This is a genomic window from Paenarthrobacter sp. TE4293 (assembly GCF_050435325.1).
Lineage (GTDB): Bacteria > Actinomycetota > Actinomycetes > Actinomycetales > Micrococcaceae > Arthrobacter > Arthrobacter nitroguajacolicus_C.
Genome location: NZ_JBNJRY010000002.1, coordinates 410,776 through 434,486 on the forward strand (window position 1 = coordinate 410,776; position 23,711 = coordinate 434,486).

The window sequence follows — 23,711 nt, forward strand, 5'->3', positions numbered from 1 at the left end:
TCAGACTGCCTTCGTGTAGTCGGGCTCGTACGAGCAGATGGCGTCCACCTTGGCGGCGGAGGATGAATTTTGGTCGAAGCGGTGGTCGAGCCACTCCCCTACGAGCTTTTTGGCCAGTTCCAAGCCAATCACCCGCTGGCCGAGCGTGAGGACCTGGGCGTTGTTGCTGAGGATGGACCGTTCCACGGAGTAGCTGTCGTGGGCCGTGACCGCGCGTATTCCGGGGACTTTGTTGGCGGCAATGGCCACACCCAGCCCGGTGCCGCAGATCAGGAGTGCCCTGTCGGCTTCGCCTTCGGCCACTTTGCGGGCAGCATCGACAGCGACGTGCGGGTATGCGGTGGAGTCGTTGAAGCCGACACCCACGTCTGTCACGGCCGCTACGCGCGGGTCCGCTTCCAGCAGTGCCAGGAGTGCTTGCTTGTATTCGACTCCAGCTTCGTCATTGCCGACGATGATGCGCCAGCCTTCGGTGTTGCTCATGCTTGGGCTCCTTTTCCGGCAGGCTGTCCCGCTGGGGCGGCCGTGGCCAGTTGTGAATCGATGAACCGGGAAATCCTGCCGACGATCAGTCCAAAAGAGACTGCCCCGGGGTCGGGATGGCCGAGGCTCTTTTCTGCGAGGGGCCGGGCACGGCCCTTGAGCGGACGCAGGTCCGCAGTCGTGGCGGCAGCGGACTCGGCGGCCGCCGCGGCTACTGCCAGTGCCCGGTCAACGGGAGTACCGCCGTCGAGCTCTGCCAGGAAGGCGTCCCGGAACGGAAGAAGCGCGTCCACCATGGTTTTGTCGCCGGGCTCGGCCTTGCCGAGTTCGGTGATGGCGCGGACGAAAGCTTCGACCGCGGCGGCAGCGTCCTCGGCGCCGTAGCTCCCACGGTTCCCGAGCGCGTGTCCGGCGGCGATGACGGCCGATCCCCACAGCGCTCCCGAGGTCCCGCCCGCGCGTTCGCTCCATGCCTCGCCGGCCGCGGCCAGGACCCGCGCCGCGGAGGAACCAGCTGCGGCCTCGCCGGCTGCTGCCGCAGCGTCAACACCACGCCGCATGCCGATACCGTGGTCGCCATCGCCGGCAATCGCGTCGAGCTGACCCAGCTCGCCTTCATGCTCGACGACGACGTCCCTCACCTGGGCGAGCACGGCAACCGCCAGCTGCCCGAGTTCAGCTGATGCGGAGGTGGACTGTTCGACGTCGGCCGTTTCGGCGTCGTCGATGGCCGCCGAGCTGCGGGGTGCGCGCGGGGCCATGCTGCCCTTGCGAAACGCGGGAGTGTCCGTGGGCGCGGCCCAATAGTGCTCAAGTTCCTCGTCCAGCCAGAGCAGCGTCAGCGACAGTCCGGACATGTCCAGGCTGGTCACCAATTCGCCACACTCGGGCTCAACGACGGTGAGCCCTGCCGCGGTGAGCAGCTTCTCCACCTTGCCGAACAGCAGGAACAGTTCGTCGTACTTCACCGTGCCCAGGCCGTTGACGATGGCGACCACGCGGTGGCCTGCGTCCTCGGGCTTGTCGTTGAGGAGCTTTGAGACGAGGAGTTCAGCCAGTTCCGATGCTGTGGGCATGGGGTGCTCGGAGATGCCGGGCTCGCCGTGGATGCCCAGGCCCAGCGACATTTGTCCGGCAGGCACGTGGAACAGGGGGTCCGCAGCGCCGGGAAGCGTGCAGCCGTCAAACGCCACCCCCAACGACCGCGTGCGGTAGTTGGTCTTGATGGCCAAACGCTCGACGCCGTCAAGGTCCAGGCCCGCTTCGGCGGCGGCGCCGGCGATCTTGAAAACGGTGAGGTCGCCGGCGATGCCCCTGCGCTTGTCGAGTTGGTCCATCGGTGCACTGGCGATGTCGTCAGTGACGGTCACCGTCCGCGTTTCAATGCCCTCGGCGTTCAGGCGCAGCTGCGCTTGGCCGAAGTGCAGGACATCTCCCGCGTAGTTGCCGTAGCTGAGCAGGACACCGCCGCCCGCATTGGCCGCTTTGGCCACACGGTAAACCTGACCGGCCGCCGGGGACGCGAACATGTTGCCGCAAGCAGAACCAGTGGCGAGTCCGGGACCAACAAGTCCGGCGAAGGCCGGGTAGTGTCCTGAACCGCCGCCGACCACCAAGGCCACCTGACCTGCCGGGACCTCGGTGGAACGGACCACGCCGCCATCGACGCGGGCAACATAGCCACGGTTGGCAGCGACGAAGCCGTCCAGTGCGTCATCGGCAAAGTCTGCCGGGTTGTCGAAAATCCGTGTCATCTGCCTAGACTCCTGCGAATTCGGTCGCGGGCTGCTGGCGTCCTTGGGCAACCTGGCTCTGCCCAAGGGGGTAGCCTTCAGTCTTCGGCAGGACGTGGCGGCGGAGGTACTCCTGGTTGCTGGCCGTGACGCTGAGGCCGTCGCCACCGTAGTGCTCGGTGCAGAGGATGCCCTGGAAACCGACGGAGAGGGCGAACTTGAAGGCCTCGCGGTAGTTGATGAGGCCGCTCTCCATCGGAGCCGGCATGGTGATGTAACTGTCGCGGGCCACGTCTTCGTCGCGGATGTAGTTCTTCATGTGCCAGTAGTTGGAGTACGGCAGGGTCTTGGCCACCATCTCGCGCCAGTCCTCGATGGGACGGTGCAGGCGGATGAGGTTGCCCAGGTCCGGGTTGAGCCCGACGTTGTCCAAGCCAATGTCCTGGACCAGCTGGACCGAAGAATCAGCAGTGCCGAGGTAGGTGTCCTCGTACATTTCGAGCGACACCAGGATGCCGGCCTCTGCTGCGTGCCTGCCGAGCTCGCGGATGCGGGAGACGGCGTTGCCCCACGCCTCCTTGTCCCCCACGGGATCCTTGTAGCCCTCGACGGTCCAGAACCAGAGCTGCTTCTGCTGTTCCGGGGTGATGGCCTGGTGGAGCCCGAACGACACGACTTCGCAGCCAAGTTCCGCAGCAGCATCGATGGTCCGGTGGCTGTACGCGAGGTTGTCTGCCCAGTCCGTTGCATGGATAACGCTGCGGCGGATGGCCGATATCACGGGTACGCCAATGCCCACCTCGTCGGCGGTCTGCTTGAACTCGGAGAGGCGCTCCCTGCTGAGATCGCCGGGACGGACCCAGCTGTCGGTGAGGTCGGCGTTGGCGAAACCAGCGTCCTTCACTTCCTGCAAGACGGAAGCCCAAACGGAAGGGTCGGCGTCGTTGACCTGTTGTCCCGTCGCGTTGGTGCCCGGGAACTGCAGGAGGGCCGCAGTGATGGGCCAATTCTCGGCGGTATACGCCATGATGATCACTCCTTCGTGGAATCCTGTTTCCTATAGGATTTACGAACAAGGCGATGCTGTCAACCTTTTTGAGAAACTTCCTAGATCCTATATGTCTTACATATGAGTGTGAAGGGTGTCACGAAAGATGCGGAATCCCGCGTGGAGTCAGGAGGTCTTCGGCTTTAGGTTAGTCCCCGGGCGCGTCGGCCATTGCCCGCCCGCGCACCTTTTGGACGTGATCCACCATCATGGCCGCAGCTTTGTCCGGGTCCCCGCTGGTCATGGCATCCAGCACGGCCTGGTGTTCAGCGATGGCTTGCTCGGCGTCAGTGATGCCCACTCCCCCGAACAGCCGGAATCGCTGGATCTGGCCGCCGAGGGTGTTGTATGCCGCGAGCAGGAATTGGTTGTTGGCCTGCGCGGCGATGAGCTGATGGAATCGCTCGTCAGCTTCGAGGTAGCTGCGGTACTCAGCGAAAGTCGCACCACGGGGTGCGGTCTTCAGATCCTCTACGGCTTGTTTGAGGGCGTCCAAGCCCTCCGGGGTCATCCGCGAACACGCCAGTTTGGCGTTGACGGGTTCAATGGAGAGCCGGGCTTCCATGAGCTCCGCGAAGTCTTCCCTGGTGAAGACAGGGGCCACGCGGTAGCCCTTCAGCGCCACACGCCGGACCATTCCGGTGTGCTCCAGCCGGGCCAGGGCCTCCCGCACCGGAGTTGGCGATACGTCGAGGTCACGCGCCATCCCATCGATACTCACTGCCGCCCCGGGCTCCAAGCGGCCGTCCATGAGCCACTCAAGGAGGGCCTCGTAGACGTGGTCGGCCAGCACTTGGCGGCTGACGGGAAAGCCGGCGCGGGCACCAGCCGGGGAACGATCAGACATGCCACAAATCCTATAGGAACGCGGGCCCATGGCCGGGTACGGGGCCTGTCACATACGTCCGCGGAGACCCCACCACACGTTAAACCACGACGTCGGCACTACGTTGAGTGCCGACGTCGTGGTCAGTTTGGGGTGCTGCGCTTTAGTTCGCGTAGAACGGGTAGTCCGTGTACCCCTCGGCGCCGTCGGCGTAGAAGGTGGAGGCGTCCGGCTCGTTCAGCGGCAGGCTCTCGCGCCAGCGGCGGGCAAGGTCCGGGTTGGCGATGGCGGGGCGTCCGACCACCACAGCGTCCGCGAGGCCGTCTTCGATGATGGCGAAGGCTTCTTCACGGGTGGTGATCTCGCTGAAGCCGGTGTTCACCATGAACGTTCCGTTGAAGCGCTCGCGAAGGTCCTGGACCAGGGCACCCTTGGGGTCGTGGTGCAGGATGCTCAGGTAGGCCAGGTTGAGCGGGGCGATGGTGTCCACCAATACCTCGTACGTAGCGCGTACGTCGGCAGCATCAACCTCGGCGATGCCCTGGACGTTGTGCTCCGGAGAAATCCGGATGCCGACGCGGTTGGCACCGAGGGCTTCGACGACGGCATTGACCGTCTCGATCACGAAGCGGGCGCGGTTCTCCGGGGAGCCACCGTAGCTGTCCGTGCGCACGTTCGAGTTCGGGGCGAGGAACTCGTGGAGCAGGTAACCGTTGGCTGAGTGAAGTTCGACGCCGTCGAACCCTGCCTCTATCGCATTCTTGGAGGCGGTGACGATTTCCTGGATGACGCCGGGGAGCTCGTCGGTCCGCAGTTCGCGGGGCACCGGGTAGGCCTGCTTGCCCTTGGGAGTGCGGACTTCGCCTTCGATAGCGACGGCGCTGGGGCCAACGATCTCGACGCCGCCGGTGATGTCAGCGTGCGAAACGCGTCCACCGTGCATGATCTGGGCAAACATGCGGCCACCCTCAGCGTGCACGGCGTCAGTAACGTGCTTCCATCCGGCGACCTGCTCTTCAGTCACGAGTCCCGGCTGGCCCGGGTAGGACCGGCCCGCGGGGGTCGGGTAGGTTCCTTCGCTGACGATCAAGCCGAGCGAGGCCCGCTGGCGGTAATGCTCAGCGATCAAAGAACCAGGAATGCCTTGGTCGCCTGCGCGAAGACGCGTCAGGGGCGCCATCACCAGTCGGTTGGACAGTTCAAGTTCGCCGAGGGCCAGGGGGGAAAACAGCATGCGCGGATCCTTTCAGAATGAATCAGGTTCACTCTGGGCAACTGCATGGCGTCTGCAACTATTCCGGTTGAGGCGCAGATCACAGCCAGGCCAACGGCAGCAGCGGTTGTTCTGAGGCCCGGAACAACCGCTGCTGCCACTCAAAGGGGGATTTACTCCGACTTGGTGTTCTTCAGGGCATCGTCAAAGCACTCGCACAACGCCAACACGGCTACAAGATGCGCTTCCTCGGCGTGGGCGGGGTCCGTGTTGACGCAAATGGCTTCGTTGACCGACTGGGCCAGGTCCTTTGAGTCCCTGCCTGTCAACGCCCACACCCGCGCACCCTTGGATTTCGCTGCGGCGGCAGCGTCGCGGAGGTCATCGGTGATGCCTTTCGCGGCGAGCAGGACCACGATGTCGCCGCTGCGTACCTGGGCTGAGATTTGGGCACTGATGTTGCCTGCGCCATCCGTCCCTGCGCTCTTGGAGATGGAGATGGCTTTGAACGTGGCTCCGCCTCCCGGGTCGTGGGCCGCCAGCTCGGACGCGAACCTCTGAGCTTCGTGCGCTGATCCGTCGCTGCCGGCGGCAAAGACGCTGCCTCCCCGGCGCCGGACCCGGGCAAGTTCTTCGCCCCATTCGGCAAGCCTGGAGGATTCCCGGCGCAAGGCAGCTACGGCCGGTCCGATCTCACCCAAATGTCCCAGAACGACGTCAACTGCATGCCGGCTGGCCTTTGATTCAGCCAAGCGCACCGCCTGACCCGTTCGCCTCACAACGATGCTCACTTCCTGCCTCCGTTTCTCCGCTGAAACTATGAATTCCTATCACCCTCACGGGTTGAACCGTCACGCACCGAACCCTCACGGCCGCTCCGGTCGCGCGTCAGGCGCTCACCGTCGTCGAGCGTTCCGTTGCCCCGGTCGGTCGCACGGTCCCGGTCGGTCGTCCGGTCGCCGTCAGCCCGGCTGTCGTGGTCATTCGCGCGGTCCGACTGGGACTTGACGTTGGGATCCAGTTTGTCGGCATGACGAAGGTGCTCTTCGACCCGATCGTGGGCTTCGCCAGCCTTCGCCGCATGCCGTTCTGCATCCTTCCGCAGACGGTTTGCTTCTACTTCCGCCTGGAGCGCAGCCGCTTCGGCCTGGGCGGACTCGGCCTTCGCCTGGTGCGCTCCAATGGCCTCTTCGGCTGCCTTTTCACGCAGTTCCTCAGCCCGGTGGCGGTTGATCTCGGCCTTCTTCCGGCGTCCGATGACGACCGCGACAATCACAGCGGCGATCACGACGACGGCCACCACGATGATCAGTACCAGTTGCCCTGTATCCATGTGGATTACCTCCCTGATGGGCGGCTTGAAGGGCGCCGCCCGTGGCCCACGCTGTGCTTGGTATGTGGGGTGTACCCCGAAAAGGCACCCTCGAAACGGTGGGCCCTCAGGCCGGCAGCTCCATCCGGAAGCCGCAGCGGCATTGGATCACGCGCGTCTTCAGATACACGTCCAGCAGGGCCATCATCGGCGTCTTCCGTGGCCAAGGGGGCGCGGACGCTCCGGCCGGAGGAATTAGCGAAGGTCATCGGTTCGCCGCAGTGGAAATACACCCCGCCGAACTGGAGCAGCCCGGTCACGCTGCCAGTGCGGTTGAGGACTGCGGCTACGTCATGGAACGCGGCATTGTGGGCGTAGGACGCTTCGCAAGCCTGGCAGGTATAGGAAACCCTCACCATCAACTCGCCGGCGTGCGGTTCGAGGGATTCAATGGTGTCCAAGACCAGGTCATCGGCGGACCTGCAACGGCGGCACTTGAGGGGTTCAGCACGGGGGCGGGTCGCGTCCCCTGGAACCAAAGGGTTTTTCATGGACGGCACTGCGGACACTCCTCGGTCATCTCTGCCCGAAACTCTCCCTTGCCCACTATGTTAACACCGATAGTCAGATTACTTACGGGTTTTAGCTGCCCGTCGCTTCAGGATGCTCCCGTGCCCTTTTTTCTTCCGGCGTTTCGCCGCTCTCATCCGGGATGAAGGTGGGGTCCACTTCGGTGGTGAAATCGCCGGTTCCGGCGGCACTTTTGTCATGCTCGACGGCGGCGGGCACCGATGGTTCCGGGGCTTCGGACGGTGCCGCCCCGGTTTCGTTCGCTTCTTCGCTCATAGCCACAATCTAGGCCTGCTCCCCGACGGTGTCGAGGATGCAACGTCTTGTGCACTGCTTCCAACTCTGCTTCGCTGGAAGGGGCTCCAGCAGGGCGGGACCCACCCAGCCGAAACGCAGGGAGAAGCAATCGTGAAAGCAGTGACATGGCAAGGCCGGCGCTCACTGAGTGTCCAAGACGTCCCCGATCCCACCATCCAGGAACCAACGGACGCGATCGTCCGGATCACGTCCACAGCCATCTGCGGCTCGGACCTCCACCTGTACGAAGTCCTTGGGCCGTACATGCACAAAGGCGATGTCATCGGCCATGAGCCGATGGGAATCGTGGAAGAAGTCGGTGCGGAGGTTCACCGCCTCAAGAAGGGCGACCGCGTGGTGGTGCCCTTCAACATCTCCTGCGGACATTGCTATATGTGCAACCAAGGCCTGCAATCACAATGCGAAACCACGCAGGTCACCGCGAAGGGCTCCGGAGCGGCACTGTTCGGCTATTCCGAGCTTTATGGATCCGTTCCTGGCGGACAGGCTCAATACTTGCGCGTTCCGTTCGCGGATTACGGGCCGATCCGCATCGATTCGGACGCCCCTGACGAGCGCTACCTATTCCTCTCAGACATCCTTCCCACCGCGTGGCAGGCAGTCGAGTATGCCAACGTTCCCGACGGTGGCACCCTGGCAGTGCTCGGCCTCGGTCCGGTGGGCCAGTTTGCTGCAAGGATCGGCGTCCATAAGGGCTTCAGGGTCATCGGCGTCGACCCGGTTCCCGAGCGTCGAGCCATGGCCGAAAAGCATGGAGTCGAAACCATGGACTACAGCTCAGACGTCGCCGGGAAGATCCGCGAACAGACACTCGGCCGCGGCCCCGACTCGGTGGTGGACGCCGTAGGCATGGAAGCGCACGGATCTCCCGTGGCATCGTTCCTTCACCGTGCTGTTTCCCTGCTCCCGGACAAGCCCGCGCAGGTTGCCATGGAGACCATGAGCGTCGATCGGCTTGCCGCGCTCCATACTGCGGTGGATCTGGTACGCCGCGGCGGGACCATTTCACTGAGTGGCGTCTACGGTGGCCAGGCCGATCCCATGCCCCTGATGACCATGTTCGACAAGCAAATCCAGCTCCGCATGGGCCAGTGCAATGTACGCAGCTGGACGGACCATTTGCTTCCTCTGGTAGAGGAAGACGCCGATCCGCTGGGAGTCATGCACCTGGTCACCCACACAGGCTCCCTTGATGAGGCGCCTGCCCTGTACGAGAAGTTCCAGAAGAAGCAGGATGGGTGCATCAAGGTGGTCCTCAAGCCCTGATCGCGACCCTTGACGCCTGGAGGTCAGGCCAAGTGCTTTCCACCTGTGACGCCAAAGACCGATCCGGAAATGTAGCTGGAATCCTCACTGGCTAACAGCACATAAGTTGCTGCAAGCTCGGCAGGCTGCCCCGCCCGGCCCAGCGGGGTGTCCTGACCGAACGACTGGATCTTTTCGGCGGGCTGGGTGGGTGGCTGCAGCGGGGTCCACACCGGTCCCGGGGCTACGGCGTTGACCCTGATTCCCCGTGGCCCCAGTGATTCCGCCAAGGAGAAGGTCATGCTGTTGATGGCCGCCTTGGTGGAAGCGTAGTCGATCAGGGAGGGGCTGGGGTGGTACCCCTGGACGGAGGAGGTGTTGATGATCGCGGCACCGGGCCGCAGGTGCGGCAGGGCTGCTTTGGTGAGCCAGAACAAGGCGTAGACGTTGGTCTTGAACGTCCTGTCGAACTGCTCGGTGCTGAGGTCTTCGATTCCCTGGTTGGTGGCCATCTGGAACCCCGCATTGTTCACCAGGACATTGAGTCCGCCAAATTCGGTGAGGGTCTGGGCAATGACTTCCTGGCAGAAGTCCTCGTCCCGCAAATCGCCGGGCAGGGCGAGTGCCTTGCTGCCGGCATCTTCGATCACCTGGACCGTGTGCTCGGCATCCTGTTCCTCCTCAGGAAGATAGGTGAAAGCGACATCGGCACCTTCCCGGGCAAACGCAATGGCCACGGCTTTCCCGATTCCACTGTCACCGCCGGTAATCAGGGTTTTCCGGCCCAGCAGGCGCTGGTGGCCCACATAGCTTTGCTCCCCATGGTCCGGGCGCGGGTTCATGGCCTCGGTCCACCCGGGGTAGTCCTGGGTTTGTGGCTCGAATTCCCCCGACGGGTATCTCGTGCGGGGATCCGCGGTCTCGTCCTCAAGATCGGAAGACCCGGAGACCACACTGTTGACCAAAGCCATGGCGATGTCCTCGTCCAGGTCCGTCTTCTCCGTTTGTTCGTTCCGGATCTCCTCAGTCATGATCTCAGTGTAAGCATCCTGACTATTCCCGGACCGTTCAGGAAGTACCCAGAATTGCTCGATAGCCTAGCCAGTGTCAGCGTTGGATTACATCGAAGGAGGGCCCATGGGACTCGGAGACAAGATCAGCAACAAGGCACAGGAAGTTACCGGCAAGGCGAAGGAAGCCTTGGGTGACGCCACCAATAACGAGAAACTGCAGGCCGAAGGTGTCGCTGACCAAGCGGCCGCCAAGACCAAGCAGGCAGGCGAGAACGTCAAGGACGCCGCAAAGGACGCCTTCGACAAGTAGGCCTGGGGCCGTCAGGCCGACAGTACGAAAACACACAGCAGAACGCCCCGGGTCCCATGATGGGAAGCCGGGGCGTTTTGCATCTCCCCTGGCGCGCCTGGGCGCCTATTTCTGGGCGGGGAGGACCAACTCGCCCGACTTGTCCGTGGACAAGGCGAGGGACGAGATGTACTGGTGTTCGCCGTCGGGCCCGTCCTGGCCTGAGCGGAGCATGTCCGGGCGTTCAAACTCCAGGCCGGTGACGTGGCAAAGGAGCTTCTGGTCGCTGGGGTTGCCGTCGGCGTCGAACATGGGCAGGTCGATACCGTCGTCCGTGCGGCGCAGGTAGTAGCGGCCCTTGGTCGCCAGGGCAAGGACGGGCGGCAGGACGAGTGCCAGGCCCACAGCGAAGATGGGCGAGAACGGCTGGACCGCGGTACCGAACGCCCCGAAGAACACGGCGATGGAAACGCCGGCGGAGACCAGCATGGAGATGAAGCCCACCGGGTTCACGGCGTAGAGCATCCCGCGGCGGAACTCCGGAACCTTGGGTGAGATCTTCAGCAGATACTTGTTGATCGCGATGTCGGAGGCGACCGTGACCACCCAGGCCATGGCGCAGTTGGCGTAGAAGCCAAGGATCGTGTTCAGGAACTCGAACATGTTCGATTCCATGAGGACCAGCGCAATGACCAGGTTGACCACCACGAACACCATGCGGCCCGGGTAGGTCTTGGTGATGCGGGTGAAGGAGTTGGTCCAGGCAAGCGAACCGGAGTAGGCGTTGGTGACGTTGATCTTGATTTGGGAAATGACCACGAGCACCACGGCCAGGGTCATGGCGAGCCATGCCGGCATCATTTCTTCGTAGACGCCCAGGAACTGGTGGACCGGCTCGTTCGCGGAAGAAGCGGCTGCCGGGTCCAGCTTGGCGATGAGGTAGATCGCGATGAACAAGCCAATAATCTGCTTGATGGCGCCAAAGATGACCCAGCCCGGTCCGGCCAGGATTACTGCACGCCACCAGGCACCCTTGTTCTCGGCTGTCTTGGGCGGCATGAAGCGAAGGTAGTCGATCTGCTCAGCGATCTGCGCCATGAGGGACAGGCAGACACCGGCAGCCAGCATCACCGACGCCAGGTTGGGGCCGCCCTGGCCGGACGCACCGGTGAAAGCGAAGAAGGCGTCGATGCTTTCGGGGTGGGACAGGAGCAGGTAGCCCACGGGAACCACCATGAGCAGCAGCCAGAGCGGCGTGGTCCACACCTGCAGGGTGGCCAGCGTCTTCATCCCGTAGATCACCAGCGGAATGATGATGATGGTGGACGCCGCATAGCCGATCCACTGCGGGATGCCGAGGCCAAGCTGCAGCCCCTGGGCCATGATGGAACCTTCGAGTGCGAAGAAGATAAAGGTGAACGTGGCAAAGATGATGTTGGTGACCACCGAACCGTAGTACCCAAAGCCCGAGCCACGGGTGATGAGGTCCAGGTCGATGTTGTACCTGGCGGCGTAGTAGGCCAGCGGGAACCCCGTGGCGAAGATGATGACCGCGGCCACGATGATGCCAAAGATCGCATTCACCGTTCCATACGCGATGCCGATGTTCGCGCCGATCGAAAAGTCGGCCAGGTAGGCAATGCCGCCGAGTGCACTCGTGGCCACCACGCCGGCACTCCACTTCCGGTACGAGCGCGGAGCGAACCGGAGCGTGTAGTCCTCCAGGCTCTCCTTCGCCGCACTCATCGCGTCGGCGTTGCCCGCCGTCGCAGTTCCGTTGCCCGCCGCAGGTACACCCACGGTGCCGGTTCCGACGGCGGTGCCTGCCGCCGTCGTCGGCTCCAGTGTCGCAGTACTCGTCTTATCGTCGATCATTCGTGGTCGCTTTCGTCGTGGTCTGTGCCTCGACCCCGACGCTAGTCACACAGCGCGTCAATTCAGTCACGGCCATGTTTCGCGGCTGTAACTTCTGCACCAGTGGTCCCACGCCAGGAAGCTGCGGCAGGCTTCCAAAACCAACCACCCGCGTTTGTGCGCACCCCACAAAATCGCCCTTCACCTGCGCGGATACCGTCAAGGACATGACCACCCAAGCACCGCACGAAGCCCGGGAACCCCGGGAGACCACTGTCCACACCATCCTGGAGACCGCGCGGGAGCAAGTCCTGCACCGTGGCGAAGCCCTGACCGAGGCCCAGCTCATCGAGATCCTGGAGCTGCCGGATGACGCCATCCCCGAAGCCCTGCAACTCGCCCACGAGGTTCGCCTCAAGCACTGCGGCGAGGACGTGGAAGTGGAAGGCATCATCTCCATCAAGACCGGCGGCTGCCCCGAGGACTGTCACTTTTGCAGCCAGTCCGGCCTGTTCGACTCCCCCGTCCGGGGAGTCTGGCTGGACATTCCGGAGCTGGTCAAAGCCGCCAAGGAAACTGCCGCGACAGGGGCCACCGAGTTCTGCATTGTCGCGGCTGTCCGTGGCCCCGACATCAAGCTCATGAACCAGATCAAGTTTGCGATCGACCGCATCAACGAGGCCGTGGACATCAACATCGCCTGCTCGCTGGGCATGCTGACGCAGCGCCAAGTGGACCAGCTGGCGGACTGGGGCGTTCACCGCTACAACCACAACCTGGAAACGGCCCGAAGCTACTTCCCCGAAGTGGTCACCACCCACAGCTACGAGGAACGGCTTGAAACGTGCGCCATGGTCAAGGCCGCCGGCATGGAACTGTGCTGCGGCGCCCTGATCGGCATGGGCGAATCCGTGGCCCAGCGCGCAGAACTCGCAGCCCAGCTCGCCGCCCTTGAACCCCACGAAGTCCCCCTCAACTTCCTCAACCCCCGCCCGGGAACACCCCTTGAAAACCAGGGCATCATGGACGGCAAGGATGCCTTGCGCGCCATCGCAGCGTTCCGGCTGGCCATGCCCCGGACCGTGCTCCGCTACGCCGGCGGCCGCGAACTCACCCTCGGCGACCTCGGCACCCGCGAAGGCCTGCTGGGCGGAATCAACGCGGTCATCGTCGGCAACTACCTCACCACCTTGGGCCGCCCCGCCAACGCCGACCTGAACCTGCTGGTGGAACTCAACATGCCCATCAAGGAATTCCAGAAGTCGCTATGACCACCAAACCAAGCTGCCTGTACTGCGGCCACTGCGGCGGTGAGGGCCCGACGTCGGACGCCCACCAGGGCTGCCGGCAGCGGCTGGCGATGGAGCCGCCACGCTTTTGCCCCCAGTGCAGCCGCCGGATGAAGGTCCAGGTCACGCCGTGGGGCTGGACCGGGGAGTGTTCCAGGCACGGAAGTCTGGGGTCATGAACTCATTGATCGATGCTGCGCCTGGGCAGGTGCGGCCTGGGTAGGCTGGACCCATGGGCGAGAGCCGGGACCTCCTGACGCCGGAGCAGCGCAGCCGCAACATGGCCAAAATCCGGGGCAAGAACACCAAGCCGGAGATGCTGGTCCGGAAACTCCTGCACGCCAAAGGGTACCGCTACCGGCTGCACGGGCAAGCAGGTTCGGCGAAGCTTCCGGGTCGCCCGGACCTGGTGTTCGCGGGACGGCGCAAGGTTATCTTCATCAACGGTTGCTTCTGGCATTTCCATGACTGCCGGGTAGGACAGCATGCTCCGGCGGCCAATGCGGCCTTCTGGGAAGCCAAGAGGAGCCGGACACGCGAGCGCGATGCCCTGCAGCGGGAGCTGCTGGCCTCGGGAGGCTGGGACGTGTTGACGGTGTGGGAGTGTGAACTGAAGGACCGGTCAATCCTCGAAGACAGGCTGACTCAGTTTCTGGAGGGCAGTACGAACAGCCCTTCGCCTAGCGCGTGGAAGGGGCAGACGGAGCCGAGCTGACGGACTGGTCCTTGGCTGAGGGATGTGTGCTCTGTTCCCAGAGTGCAAAGGCTGCGGTTCCGCCGATGCCAAGGAGAACTGTCATGCAAAAGACGATGATAACCATCAGGCCTGGCGATGGACGCGTAGTGCTGTTCATGCTCATTACCGTTCCTTGGTTCAAGCCTGGAATCCCCCAGATCCGTGATCATGCCCCTGCTCGTCCTACTGTGTACGGCACCAATCAAGACTCCCTCTGAGTCCGCTCAAGATTGGATCAAGCTTTCGTTTTATGGCGCGTCCGCAGTTCACGTGGTCCTACTGTTGAATCGTGAATCTATTGTTTGGAGGCGGGAGGAGTCTGGTGTCTGAGTATGACGAGTGCACTGACTCCCTGGTGGATCGCACCGTTCTCACTGAACTCCAGGCCGAGCTTGGCGGAGACCAAGCCATCATCACCAGCTTCGTTCGCCACTATGTAGAGCTGCTGCCGTGGCGGGTCGAGCGGCTCCACCATGCGCTGCAAAAACTGGACATTGAGGACGCCATGGATGCCGTGCTCAGCCTGAAGACCTCCAGCCACATGGTGGGTGCCATCTGCATGAACCGCTTGGCCACGGAACTGGAGATCAGCATCCGCCTCCTCCCCAACGCGGACCATCTGGACGAGCTGACGGCGCAGGTGAAGGAAATCGACAACTTTGTTCGCGGCACGATCCGGGAGCTGGAAACACCGCTCCTGTAACTTCACGCGGCTTGCCTACGGGTCGGCCTGCCTCTACGCTCGGCCCGCCCTGACTGGCCCGCCGCGTTAGTTGTTGTTGGAGGCAGGCGCGAGCCGATAGCCGACGCCGCGGACCGTCTCAAGCCAGCGGGGCGCCTGGATGCTGTCGCCGAGCTTCTTGCGCAGGTTCCCCATATGCACCTCAACGGCGCGTTCGTCGGCGTCGCTGACGTAACTTCCGACGTCGTACGGTTCATTGCGCAGGCGACGGGCGAGGTCTGCCTTGGTCCGCACAATCCGTCCGGTCTCAAGCAGCGCAAGCAGGAGGTCGAATTCGGTCCGGGTCAGCTTGAGCTCGGTACCGTTCAGGACTGCGGTGCGGGAACCTGCCGAGACTGCCAAACCGTTGTGGCTCACCTCGGGGTCCACTTCTTCAACAACATTCCGGGAGTCCGACGACGCGCGGGGCCTTCGCATCATGGCCTCAACACGGGCGCGGAGTTCGCGGGGGCGGAACGGCTTGGTGAGGTAATCGTCGCCACCGGCCTCCAGGCCCATGAGGGTGTCGAGTTCCTCGGCACGGGCCGTCAGCATAATGATGTACGCATCGGAAGACTTACGGATTTGGCGGGCGACCTCAAAGCCGTCGATGTCAGGGAGGCCGAGATCCAACGTAATAACGTCCGGATTCAGCTCGCGCGCCGACGTCACACCCGCAGATCCCGTGGATGCGGTGTGCACATCGAACCCCGCTTGGGAAAGGACTACCCTTACCAGCTCGCGAATATCCTGGTCATCTTCAATAACCAGCCCCACACGTACTTCACTCATCGCTGCCCCTCAGCCCCTTCGATAACCTCAGAAGTATATCCATTATGGTTAGGCTGATCTCATGAACCGTTTTTCTTCCGCATCCGTGGTGGATGTGCCATGACCCACCCTTCGACTTGGGATATTGGTGAAAAGAAGAAACTCCTGGTCTTTCAGCGCTCGTTCCACGAACATACCCTGAGAATGCGGGTTGTCCTCAGCCAACTGCCGTTGTCGGTCTGTGTTTGTCTTTCGGCCATCCTGGTGTGGCTGTTTTTCCCGGCCACGCTGGAAAATCCGCTCTTCCTGATATTTCTCCTGAGTCAGGCATTCCTCCTCGGTTTGTGCGTCATTGTGCCGTGGCACCGGCTGCCCTTCGCCAGCTTCCTGGCAATCCCCATCCTGGACATGGTCTCCATTGCGTTTGGACGCGAGGGTGGCCAGGAAGCGCTCACGGGCCTCAGCGTGCTGGTGGTCCTTCCCGTTATTTGGCTCTGCGCTTCCGGCCTCTTTCCAAAGCTGGCCATAGCGCTGTCCTTCCTTGGCCCCCTCGGTATTGTGTGGATTCCCTTGTTTATCCGGGGCGGCGTGACCGAGCAGGCCCTCACCAAGCCCCTGCTCTTCCCCATCCTCATTCTCGGCATCGGCGTGTCTGTCAGTGTCCTGACCTTGAGCATGGTCCGCCAGCAACGCGCCTTGGAGGAAAAGGACGAGGCTCTTAAGGCTGCACTGGATGTCAGCACCAAGCAGGAACGGCTCCTTAATACGGTGATGGAGGCCCTGCCGCTGGGCGTCGTGGCGGTCGATGGCGACGGTCACGACATCCTCATGAACCGTCGCCAACGCCAAACCCACACGCTGGCCACTCCCCCGGACAACGATGATCCCAACGAATCGCAGCTGCTGATCTTCGACATCGACCAGACCACGCCCCTGCCCGCAGACCGTCGCCCTGTTCGCCGTGCCGTCCTTGGCGAACGGTTTACCGACCAGCTCGTGTGGTTGGGCACTGGCCAGGAACAGCGGGCCTACACCGCCAGCGCCCGGCCCATGGTGGACGACTCCGGGAAGTTCGCTGGCTCCGTGGTGGTCTTCAGCGACGTGACGGAACTGGTCAATGCACTGGCCGCCAAGGATGACTTTGTGGCCAACGTGTCCCACGAATTCCGGACCCCTTTGACGTCCATCCTGGGCTACGTGGAACTGATCCTTGACGATACCGAAGCCCTCGACCCGCGGTCCCGGAAGCAGCTCGACATTGTCCGGCGCAACGCCGAGCGCCTGCTCACCCTGGTTTCGGATCTCTTGGCCGTACGCTCAGGCCACATTGTCATCCAGCCCCATGCGGTGGACGTCGCCGAACTGGTCCGCGGCAGCGTCAACTCCGCCGAACCCCGCGCGGCGAAGGCCGGCATCCGCCTCTCCATGGACATTCCCGAGGCCTTGGAAGCCCACGTTGATTCGTCCCGCATCGCCCAGGTGCTGGACAACCTGGTGTCCAACGCGATCAAGTACTCCCCCGACGGCGGCGACGTGGAAGTCGCTGCGTGGGAGGACCAGGACTTCGTGTTCTGCCGGGTCACGGACACCGGCATGGGCATGACCGAAGAGGAACAGGCCGAGGCGTTCACCAAGTTTTTCCGGGCCGGCGGCGTCCGTAACAGCACGATTCCCGGCGTCGGACTCGGGCTGCCCATCAGCAAAGCGATCGTTGAAGCCCACGGAGGCACCATCACGCTCCAGAGCGAACCGGGCCGGGGCACCACGTTTACGGTGAAGATGCCCGCCTGAGCCCTTCTAGCCCTTGGTGCCCGTTGCCTCCCGACGGCGGCCAAACAGGAAGTAGCTGACGGGGCCAAAGAAGTTGATGAAGGAAGCCGCGCGCCAGAGAACCTTCTTGCCCCTGATGTTTGCCTCCGGCGTCGTGGCGATACTGCGCTGCGCTGCTATCAGCAAGGCCAGGTTCAGGGCTCCGCTGATGAGGACCGATATGCGTTGGCCCTTGCTCATGTCGCGCCAGGATTTCTTCTTGGCCATGGTGACTCCTATCGCTGAACGGTTTATGTCTCAGGCTAGTCCGACGCCGGCCGGCCCGCCACAGCCTGGCGTACTACTTCGCCCCACGATTGTTCGGCGAGGTCGGCCACCGCTGCGAGGATTTCCGACGGCGGCAGCGACAGGTCCAGCGGGTATTCCACGATGTCGATGTCGGTGTTAAGGATGCGCCGCAGTTTCACTTCGCCACGCCCTGCATAAACGAGCCACGCTGTGGGAACCCTGAGCGCCGTGCAGTACGCCAGCAACTGGTAGTGGTCGGCGCTGAGCGAGGCCCCGGCGTCGGAGGCTGCTTTGTACTTGGAGTCGTAGACCACCACGGGACGGCCGCCCAGGAAATGCACAGCATCGGGACGGACGGTGAGGCGGTCCGAGTCGTTGACGGCTTCATTGAGCAGCGCACCGTACTGAAGACGCATCTCCCCCGGATGGGCACTCATGGCCGCGCGGAGCGCGGTCCCTACGAACTCCTCGAATACCTGCGCCATGTCCACCACGAAGGACGCTGTTTGCTGTTTGCCTTCACCGGCTTCAGCGGAGGCATTGCGCAGGATCACTTCGGAGAGCCTCAGCACCGGGTGGTACCGGAGGTTCATCCGGCTCGCCCGCCACGGCGGCAGCGGTGCGCCGGACTGCAGCCGGGTGACGGCGTCGAGCTTTCCCTTCAGCTGGCGCAGACGGCTCAGGACGTCGGGGCGGACGCCTGGAACCTTGCCCATCCGTTCCAACGCGGCCCGGAGGATGCGGTTCTCGGCAATGTCCTCGGTGAATTCGTCGTAGGAAACCTCCAACGGCACCATCATTCCGGGCCGGCGGGAGATCTGGTCCGAAATCCGGATCCGGCCCTTCACGGTCCGCAGCGACTCCTCCACCGTCAAATAGCCCTGCAGGACACCACGGCTGAGCGCCCGGTCCGCCAGCTGTGCCAGTGATTCAGCCAGCGCACTCCACAGGTCCGGATGCTCCACGGCCTCCACCGAATGGTCGCGGAAGCCCTGCTCGCCGGCGTAGCTGAGCAGGAAGAGCAAGCGGCTCAGGCCCAGGCGGTCCTTGGGCCGGACTTCCAGCTGAACCGTCGCTGTCCGTACCGATCCGACCTTGCCGACGGGCTCAATCCGGTAGAGGCCCATGCCCATGGGAGCGGCTTTGGCCAGTCCGCTGGCGTTGATAAACGCGGCAGATTCGGGGTCGAGCTTGTCCACCACGCCGCCGGAAAGCTCATCCATGACGATGTGCCGGGGCCCGGAACGGGCGGGTGCACGACCGGCGCTGGCCGGCGCCCTGCCCGGCCGCGGCGGAATGGCCTTAGCGGGCTGCAAGACGTCCCAGCAGCTGGTCCAGGCCGAAGCGCTCCTCCAGCTGTGCCCGGTTCAGTTGCCCATGGTAGTGCTCCTCCAGCAACGGCATGAGCTCGTATTTCCAGATCCGGCGGAGGCCCGTAGGGTTCTGGGCGGCGTTCTTCATGAAGTAGGAAGGCCCGATCATCAGGTCCCGGTCCCAGTCATCAATGGCGGCGTTGAGCGCGTCAAGGAGGTCCGCGTTGAGCGTGTCCAGTCCCCGCGCCTCCAGGAACCGGCGCAGCGAGCCCTTGACCGGCTCCACGTTGGGGTGCAGTTCGATGAAGGCGAAACGGCGCCGGATGGCCGCATCCATCATGGCGATGGAACGGTCGGCGGTGTTCATGGTGCCGATGATGTACAGGTTGTCGGGCAGGCTGAAGGGCTCGTTGGGGCTGTACTGCAGGTAGATGCGGTCGTCCCGGTATTCCAGCAGGAAGTACAGCTCGCCGAACACCTTGGCCAGGTTGGCCCGGTTCATTTCGTCGATGATGAGGAAATACGGCTTGTGCGCGTTTTCCGGTTTGGCGGCTTCCTCGGCGAGCCGGCGCAGGGGTCCTGCAACAAGCTTGAAGGAGACCTGGCCGTCGTCCGTCTTGTCCGGGCGGTAGCCCTCAAAGAAGTCCTCGTAGGCATACGACGGGTGGAACTGGACCAGCTTCACGCGCTCGTCCGTGTGGTCACCGGCGAGTTCGGCAGCGAGGTGCTTGGCAAGGTAGGTCTTGCCGGTGCCTGGAGGACCGTACAGAACCAGCTGGCGGTTTTCTTCGAGCAGTTCCGCGATTTCCTTGAGCGGCTCGAGGTCCATGTGCAGGGAGGCCGCGAACTCTTCCGTCAGGGGGCGGAAGCCTTGCTGGACAACCTCGACGACGGCGGTGGGCGGGGTTTCGTCCTCGCCGTCGGTTTCGGCTTCTACCGGGAGCAGTTCCTGGAGGGCCTGGATGACCCTGGTGACATCGACCAGGATGCCGGGCGTGGACAACTGCCGCTGGGCGTGGCGAGGCAGCTCGGGGATGGCGTAACTGTCATCGAACCAGCGGACCTTCCGGCGGATGCGGCGGTTGTCTTCGTGGTGTTCGGGCTCGCCGAGGACCACGCCGACCCGCACCCGCCCAGCGTGCTGGTAGAGCGTGAGATCGCCGGGTTTCATGACCGTCAGGAAGGCAAAGACCGCCGTTTTGGTGTCCTCACGTTCCACATAGCCCAAGTGTTTGTAATCTTCGTCCACGGCATGCTGGACCACGCCGGCCGTGACGCCGGCCGTCAACGTGCGCAGGTGCTCCACGTCCAGGGTGGCCTTTTCTTCGGCAACCCAGGCAGCGAGGAGGTCCGCATTGTCGTGATGGGTTCGCAGGAGCCAGGACCGGCGGCCGGGGTCTCCCACTTTGCGCCATTGGCTCACCAGTTGGCGGGCATACCAATCGATGCGTTGCCCGGCTTGCTCGTCCAAGTGCAGGCGGATGCGGTGGATGTCGGCAGTGATGTCCTCGTCCGAGTCACCTTTGGCCCCGCCCACGAGCGAAGCGAACGCGTCCCGGATCTCCTGGCGTTCCACATCGGCCACCACGGGCTCAAAGTAGCTGGGCCACACCAAGTACTCGATGCTGCGGCGCAGGGCCGGCTGGTCTTCGGGGGTCGCGGCCGCGAGTTCGTGGAACTTCAGCGGGTCTTCGAGGGCTTCATTGATGGTGGCCGTGCTCTGGCGGTCCACGTGGGCCACAAAGCGACACAGCCACTTCAAGTGATCCCAGATGGTCCAGTTGAATTCTGCGGTGCGGTCGCGGATGACGCCGTGGTCCGTCATGCCCTCATAGAGTTCTTCCGGCAGGTCAACAGCCGGCTCAACCCACGACGCTGCCTCGGCCACGCGCGCCCGCTTCACCCTGAGCGACTTGACCTCGTGAGCGAGCGGAAGGGACTGCAGGAACAGCAATTCCACGGCCAGCAGCTTGGCCTCCCGGGACGCGCCGTCGAGGTTCTGCCGCAGGTTGGTCATCATGGGAGCCTTGGAGTCCTCCACCCCGCGCTCCAGCCGTTCCAGCAGTTCGCCGGCGGCATCCGCGGTCCACGTCAGTGTCCGGCCGTCCAGCGCAGAAGGTCTCCCCTGCAACGCCGGACCGAGCACATACCAGGCAGCGTCCTCGATCTCCTTGGAGACTCCGGGGGCGCGGTCAATGGCAGGTTTCACGGAGGGAATCACCATGCCAACTTACCTTGTTTGGCTTACCTAAGCATCCGAATATCCACAGCCGGGCGCTCCCACGGCCCTGATCCGGACTAACTTCCGTCGCGCAGGTCCGCCGGAGGTTCTTCCGTCAATTCGATGGCGTCAAAACGTGCCTCGCAGCTCTCGCCCATGGGGGCCTGCGACATGAAGCCAACGTGCACCGGCTTCTCCGTTTCCAGCCTGAACACGCGGACAAAGGACCACTCACGGCCGTCGGAGGATGAGTGGAATGCCCAGGCCGGACCGACCCTGCTCACGCGCAACCAGACCCACGGCGCCGTGACCACAGGACCGTTCGAATCGTCGGAATACTCATTGGTGACCACGCTGACCACCATGGCTTCCCCTTGCGGAGAGTATTCGAAACAGAGCTTGGCCCAGTGGTCGCTGTCCGCCCACAAGGTCAGCACACCGGCGTCGAAGGTTGTCCTGGGTGAAGCAACCAGGACCCTGGCCGAGAGCGAGAACGCCGCCGGTGCCCTGAAGCCCAGTGCCGTGGCTCCGTGCCGCGGCTCTCCGCCGAGGGAATCGTTGGTCCAGTCGACGCCGGGCGCTGCCGTGAGCGTCAGTGTTCCCTCCGCCTCGTCATAGCTGGCGTGGCCCGCGGAAGACGTCCACTCCATGGGCGGCAGTCCTGGTATTTCGGGGATCAATCCGTGCTCCGTTCGTTGTCGCTTGACGTTCCAGAACACGCTTTCAGAGATTGCCCCTGATGTGCGGGAGGCCACACCGGCCACTAGTGCATTCCGAAATGGTAGGCAGCCGGGACGGGTTCGTCAGGGCATACCTCTTCCCAGAGGTCCGCGATGGCGTCCTCTCCCTCCCGGAGGTCCGGGATCTCGACGCCTTCACGCAGAATCGATGCCGCCTCGCCGGGATTGCCCGTGCGTGCGAGCGCCAACGCTTTGAGGAACGTCAAACGTCCGACGCCGGCGCCCTCCCTGGGTGCCGATTCGGCCAGTTCCAGCGCCGAGGCGGGGTCACCATGACGGATGCTGAGGGTGACGGCTTCGGTGAGCAAGGCAACGCTGGAACTGCCTGCCGCCACGCCCTGGCGGAGCTCAGCAAGTCCGTCGGTATTCTGGCCTTCAGCCAGCAGCGCCAGCCCGAGTCCGCGATGTGCCAACGCTGTTGTTTCCGGTCTGGCATCCGCCACGGCCAGTACCTCGCGATATCCCTTCTTGGCGCCCTCCAGATCCTGCCGGGCATGCTTCATGGTGGCCAGATGGAATTGCGCTTCGGGGCTGTCCTGCCCTGCCAGCAACTCCTCCCAGTCCTCCCCCGCGACGAAACCGGGCGCGCCCTCGAACCTCTTTCCCTGCAGCAGCGTAAGCCACGGTTCCTGCTCGCCTGTGACGCTTTCAGCCACGAACGGGGTTCCGCTTTCATCGATCCACGTCCGGCCGGTCTTGAGCCGCCGGGCACGCTCCACCACGCCCCAGCCACTCCCATGCAAGAGCATTTTCGACGGCGGGACGTCGGCATCGGTGATGGCGGCGGGAAGCATTGCCTCGAGTTCCCCGTGCGGCAGGAGCCCTTCCAAGCGTTCGCCGGCATGGGCCACGGCAGCGTCCCAGTCGGCACCGTGCGAGGTCTCCGGATCAAGGTGCCCGTTCCCGTAGGCCTCGACCCACGCCCATTCAGCCCTGGCCGGCATGATGAGGTGTTCGAATTGCGTCTGGGCGAGGCCGGCCTGGATTTCGGCGTAAGGTCCGGCTCCGGGGCTCAGCCACTCCTGCCATCGCTTTCCGCCCTGTCCTTGGCCCCACACGAACAGTTTCTTTCCCCGCAGGAGGCCCGTGGACAACATCGCCAGCCCATCGCCGTCGTCGTCCGCTGCCACCACCCAACGCCGCTCGGAAGGGTCGATGTCGAAGAAGAAGTCCGCCGCGTGCGGGCTGTTGACCAGCCAGGTGCCGTCATAGCCTTCATGGGCGGTGGGCCGGACGCGGGTGATGTCCGTGGTGTAGTCACTGCCGTAGGCTTCGTCCGCCGGAGCGATCACCCGGGTACGGTCGGTCTCCGGGATGGCGGCGTTACTCCACCAGTACATGGGCACGTCGTGGCCATTCGGGTTCCTGATCCGCACCGCGGCGAAGACGACGGCCGAGTCCGCAGGGAGCCAGACGTCCACTTGGAACACCACTTCCCGGAGCCGTTCGAACTCCCACATCCGCAGGATGTGCTTACCATCCGCGGTGTGGACGATGGCCGTGTGCAGCGGATCGCAACTGGTGGGTGAATGGCCACGGGTGCCGATGTTCCACTCCAACCCGCCGGCAACCCAGGCCTTCCGCAGCGCGATGTTGGCCAGTTGCGGGGCGTCGTGCGTGTGGAGGAGCTGCTTCCCGGTTGCTTTGTCGAATAGCTCCCAGATGCGCCCGCCCAGCGAAGGGATGACCGTCACCTTCAGTTTGCTGTTTTCAAGCACGACGGCGGGAACCTCCCTGGGTGCCGCGTCGCGGCTGTACCCGTCCTGCATGAGGTACGGGTAGACGTTGGGCACCACGCCGTAGCGGGCTGATGCCTGGAGTTCCTCCGGCACGCCCTCGCCGACGGTGTAGGGCTGGTCCAGTTCGGCGGCGACTACCGGCAAGGGGTTCAGTGGACCGAGCTCGGCCATGGTCAACGGGATGGTGGTAACGGTGAGGTTGGAGGCTGTGATGGCCAC

The 23,711-nt window shown here is 63.7% G+C and carries 23 protein-coding genes; 6 read left to right on the plus strand and 17 right to left on the minus strand.

The genetic code is table 11. The features are described from left to right. The 9 genes from QF015_RS05285 to QF015_RS05325 all read right to left on the minus strand — a co-directional run bounded on the left by QF015_RS05285 (position 1) and on the right by QF015_RS05325 (position 7,461). Positions 1–483 carry a ribose-5-phosphate isomerase gene (locus tag QF015_RS05285; protein ID WP_429387563.1) on the minus strand — a complete coding sequence of 161 codons (483 nt, stop codon included), beginning with the start codon at positions 481–483 and terminating at the stop codon, positions 1–3. Next, the gene (locus tag QF015_RS05290) at positions 480–2,237 is read right to left on the minus strand and encodes a dihydroxyacetone kinase family protein (RefSeq protein WP_429387565.1); all 1,758 of its coding nucleotides are present in this window, start codon (positions 2,235–2,237) and stop codon (positions 480–482) included. Before QF015_RS05290 ends, QF015_RS05285 begins: the two co-directional genes overlap by 4 nt. A gap of 4 nt (positions 2,238–2,241) precedes the next feature. Next, positions 2,242–3,243 carry a sugar phosphate isomerase/epimerase family protein gene (locus tag QF015_RS05295; protein ID WP_429387568.1) on the minus strand — a complete coding sequence of 334 codons (1,002 nt, stop codon included), beginning with the start codon at positions 3,241–3,243 and terminating at the stop codon, positions 2,242–2,244. Positions 3,244–3,412: 169 nt separating this feature from the next. Continuing rightward, the gene (locus QF015_RS05300; protein WP_429387571.1) at positions 3,413–4,111 is read right to left on the minus strand and encodes a GntR family transcriptional regulator; all 699 of its coding nucleotides are present in this window, start codon (positions 4,109–4,111) and stop codon (positions 3,413–3,415) included. A 142-nt stretch (positions 4,112–4,253) separates the two neighbouring features. Continuing rightward, entirely contained in the window at positions 4,254–5,324 is a 1,071-nt protein-coding gene (locus QF015_RS05305) for an alkene reductase (RefSeq protein WP_429387573.1), read from the minus strand. 152 nt (positions 5,325–5,476) lie between these two features. After that, the gene (locus QF015_RS05310) at positions 5,477–6,061 is read right to left on the minus strand and encodes an SIS domain-containing protein (RefSeq protein WP_310202480.1); all 585 of its coding nucleotides are present in this window, start codon (positions 6,059–6,061) and stop codon (positions 5,477–5,479) included. A 59-nt stretch (positions 6,062–6,120) separates the two neighbouring features. Next, complete coding sequence (locus tag QF015_RS05315; protein ID WP_310202089.1) at positions 6,121–6,636, minus strand: hypothetical protein; 516 nt, start codon at positions 6,634–6,636, stop codon at positions 6,121–6,123. Between the two features lie 5 nt (positions 6,637–6,641). Further along, positions 6,642–7,076 carry a hypothetical protein gene (locus QF015_RS05320; RefSeq protein ID WP_429387575.1) on the minus strand — a complete coding sequence of 145 codons (435 nt, stop codon included), beginning with the start codon at positions 7,074–7,076 and terminating at the stop codon, positions 6,642–6,644. A 181-nt stretch (positions 7,077–7,257) separates the two neighbouring features. Next, positions 7,258–7,461 (minus strand): hypothetical protein, encoded by a 204-nt coding sequence (locus QF015_RS05325; protein ID WP_310202094.1) that lies wholly within the window; start codon positions 7,459–7,461, stop codon positions 7,258–7,260. A gap of 132 nt (positions 7,462–7,593) precedes the next feature. On the opposite strand from QF015_RS05325, the gene QF015_RS05330 reads away from it, so the two are divergent. Beyond that, a complete protein-coding gene (locus QF015_RS05330) occupies positions 7,594–8,769 on the plus strand; it encodes a zinc-dependent alcohol dehydrogenase (protein WP_429387578.1) in 1,176 nt (391 codons plus the stop codon). Positions 8,770–8,792: 23 nt separating this feature from the next. On the opposite strand, the gene QF015_RS05335 is transcribed toward QF015_RS05330, so the two are convergent. After that, entirely contained in the window at positions 8,793–9,779 is a 987-nt protein-coding gene (locus QF015_RS05335) for an SDR family oxidoreductase (RefSeq protein WP_310202098.1), read from the minus strand. 106 nt (positions 9,780–9,885) lie between these two features. Between QF015_RS05335 and QF015_RS05340 the strand changes: the two genes are divergently transcribed. After that, positions 9,886–10,071, plus strand: a complete 186-nt coding sequence (locus QF015_RS05340; protein ID WP_018777112.1) for a CsbD family protein — start codon at positions 9,886–9,888, stop codon at positions 10,069–10,071. A gap of 105 nt (positions 10,072–10,176) precedes the next feature. Here QF015_RS05340 and QF015_RS05345 read toward each other — a convergent pair whose 3' ends face one another. Beyond that, positions 10,177–11,925, minus strand: a complete 1,749-nt coding sequence (locus QF015_RS05345) for a purine-cytosine permease family protein (RefSeq protein WP_310202100.1) — start codon at positions 11,923–11,925, stop codon at positions 10,177–10,179. A 206-nt stretch (positions 11,926–12,131) separates the two neighbouring features. On the opposite strand from QF015_RS05345, the gene bioB reads away from it, so the two are divergent. The 3 genes from bioB to QF015_RS05360 all read left to right on the plus strand — a co-directional run bounded on the left by bioB (position 12,132) and on the right by QF015_RS05360 (position 14,632). Then, entirely contained in the window at positions 12,132–13,175 is a 1,044-nt protein-coding gene (gene bioB / locus QF015_RS05350; protein ID WP_429387581.1) for a biotin synthase BioB, read from the plus strand. 250 nt (positions 13,176–13,425) lie between these two features. Continuing rightward, positions 13,426–13,908, plus strand: coding sequence for a very short patch repair endonuclease (locus tag QF015_RS05355; RefSeq protein WP_310202103.1), 483 nt, complete (start codon positions 13,426–13,428; stop codon positions 13,906–13,908). Between the two features lie 343 nt (positions 13,909–14,251). After that, positions 14,252–14,632, plus strand: a complete 381-nt coding sequence (locus QF015_RS05360; RefSeq protein ID WP_310202105.1) for an Hpt domain-containing protein — start codon at positions 14,252–14,254, stop codon at positions 14,630–14,632. Positions 14,633–14,698: 66 nt separating this feature from the next. On the opposite strand, the gene QF015_RS05365 is transcribed toward QF015_RS05360, so the two are convergent. Beyond that, positions 14,699–15,442: a response regulator transcription factor gene (locus QF015_RS05365; RefSeq protein ID WP_310202107.1), complete on the minus strand. Its 744-nt coding sequence runs from the start codon at positions 15,440–15,442 to the stop codon at positions 14,699–14,701. Between the two features lie 99 nt (positions 15,443–15,541). Here QF015_RS05365 and QF015_RS05370 point away from each other — a divergent pair, with 99 nt between their 5' ends. After that, complete coding sequence (locus tag QF015_RS05370; protein WP_310202109.1) at positions 15,542–17,212, plus strand: sensor histidine kinase; 1,671 nt, start codon at positions 15,542–15,544, stop codon at positions 17,210–17,212. Between the two features lie 6 nt (positions 17,213–17,218). Here QF015_RS05370 and QF015_RS05375 read toward each other — a convergent pair whose 3' ends face one another. The 5 genes from QF015_RS05375 to QF015_RS05395 form a co-directional block, all read right to left on the minus strand. Next, positions 17,219–17,458, minus strand: coding sequence for a PLDc N-terminal domain-containing protein (locus QF015_RS05375; RefSeq protein WP_310202111.1), 240 nt, complete (start codon positions 17,456–17,458; stop codon positions 17,219–17,221). 35 nt (positions 17,459–17,493) lie between these two features. After that, on the minus strand, positions 17,494–18,702 hold the full coding sequence (locus QF015_RS05380; RefSeq protein WP_429387586.1) for a 5-methylcytosine restriction system specificity protein McrC: 1,209 nt from the start codon (positions 18,700–18,702) through the stop codon (positions 17,494–17,496). 79 nt (positions 18,703–18,781) lie between these two features. Continuing rightward, the gene (locus tag QF015_RS05385) at positions 18,782–21,016 is read right to left on the minus strand and encodes an McrB family protein (RefSeq protein ID WP_429387587.1); all 2,235 of its coding nucleotides are present in this window, start codon (positions 21,014–21,016) and stop codon (positions 18,782–18,784) included. A 74-nt stretch (positions 21,017–21,090) separates the two neighbouring features. Next, positions 21,091–21,663: a DUF1349 domain-containing protein gene (locus tag QF015_RS05390; RefSeq protein ID WP_429387589.1), complete on the minus strand. Its 573-nt coding sequence runs from the start codon at positions 21,661–21,663 to the stop codon at positions 21,091–21,093. A gap of 113 nt (positions 21,664–21,776) precedes the next feature. After that, a complete protein-coding gene (locus tag QF015_RS05395; RefSeq protein ID WP_429387592.1) occupies positions 21,777–23,711 on the minus strand; it encodes a DUF5107 domain-containing protein in 1,935 nt (644 codons plus the stop codon).

Excerpts from the sequence above, each read along its gene's own strand:
- QF015_RS05315 (WP_310202089.1), bottom strand. The coding sequence starts at position 6,636 with ATGGATACAGGGCAACTGGTACTGATCATCGTGGTGGCCGTCGTCGTG.
- QF015_RS05385 (WP_429387587.1), bottom strand. The coding sequence starts at position 21,016 with ATGGTGATTCCCTCCGTGAAACCTGCCATTGACCGCGCCCCCGGAGTC.
- QF015_RS05380 (WP_429387586.1), bottom strand. The coding sequence starts at position 18,702 with ATGGATGAGCTTTCCGGCGGCGTGGTGGACAAGCTCGACCCCGAATCT.
- QF015_RS05300 (WP_429387571.1), bottom strand. The coding sequence starts at position 4,111 with ATGTCTGATCGTTCCCCGGCTGGTGCCCGCGCCGGCTTTCCCGTCAGC.
- bioB (WP_429387581.1), top strand. The coding sequence starts at position 12,132 with ATGACCACCCAAGCACCGCACGAAGCCCGGGAACCCCGGGAGACCACT.
- QF015_RS05325 (WP_310202094.1), bottom strand. The coding sequence starts at position 7,461 with ATGAGCGAAGAAGCGAACGAAACCGGGGCGGCACCGTCCGAAGCCCCG.
- QF015_RS05370 (WP_310202109.1), top strand. The coding sequence starts at position 15,542 with ATGACCCACCCTTCGACTTGGGATATTGGTGAAAAGAAGAAACTCCTG.
- QF015_RS05290 (WP_429387565.1), bottom strand. The coding sequence starts at position 2,237 with ATGACACGGATTTTCGACAACCCGGCAGACTTTGCCGATGACGCACTG.
- QF015_RS05305 (WP_429387573.1), bottom strand. The coding sequence starts at position 5,324 with ATGCTGTTTTCCCCCCTGGCCCTCGGCGAACTTGAACTGTCCAACCGA.
- QF015_RS05375 (WP_310202111.1), bottom strand. The coding sequence starts at position 17,458 with ATGGCCAAGAAGAAATCCTGGCGCGACATGAGCAAGGGCCAACGCATA.
- QF015_RS05365 (WP_310202107.1), bottom strand. The coding sequence starts at position 15,442 with ATGAGTGAAGTACGTGTGGGGCTGGTTATTGAAGATGACCAGGATATT.
- QF015_RS05340 (WP_018777112.1), top strand. The coding sequence starts at position 9,886 with ATGGGACTCGGAGACAAGATCAGCAACAAGGCACAGGAAGTTACCGGC.
- QF015_RS05345 (WP_310202100.1), bottom strand. The coding sequence starts at position 11,925 with ATGATCGACGATAAGACGAGTACTGCGACACTGGAGCCGACGACGGCG.
- QF015_RS05295 (WP_429387568.1), bottom strand. The coding sequence starts at position 3,243 with ATGGCGTATACCGCCGAGAATTGGCCCATCACTGCGGCCCTCCTGCAG.
- QF015_RS05390 (WP_429387589.1), bottom strand. The coding sequence starts at position 21,663 with ATGGAGTGGACGTCTTCCGCGGGCCACGCCAGCTATGACGAGGCGGAG.
- QF015_RS05355 (WP_310202103.1), top strand. The coding sequence starts at position 13,426 with ATGGGCGAGAGCCGGGACCTCCTGACGCCGGAGCAGCGCAGCCGCAAC.
- QF015_RS05285 (WP_429387563.1), bottom strand. The coding sequence starts at position 483 with ATGAGCAACACCGAAGGCTGGCGCATCATCGTCGGCAATGACGAAGCT.
- QF015_RS05335 (WP_310202098.1), bottom strand. The coding sequence starts at position 9,779 with ATGACTGAGGAGATCCGGAACGAACAAACGGAGAAGACGGACCTGGAC.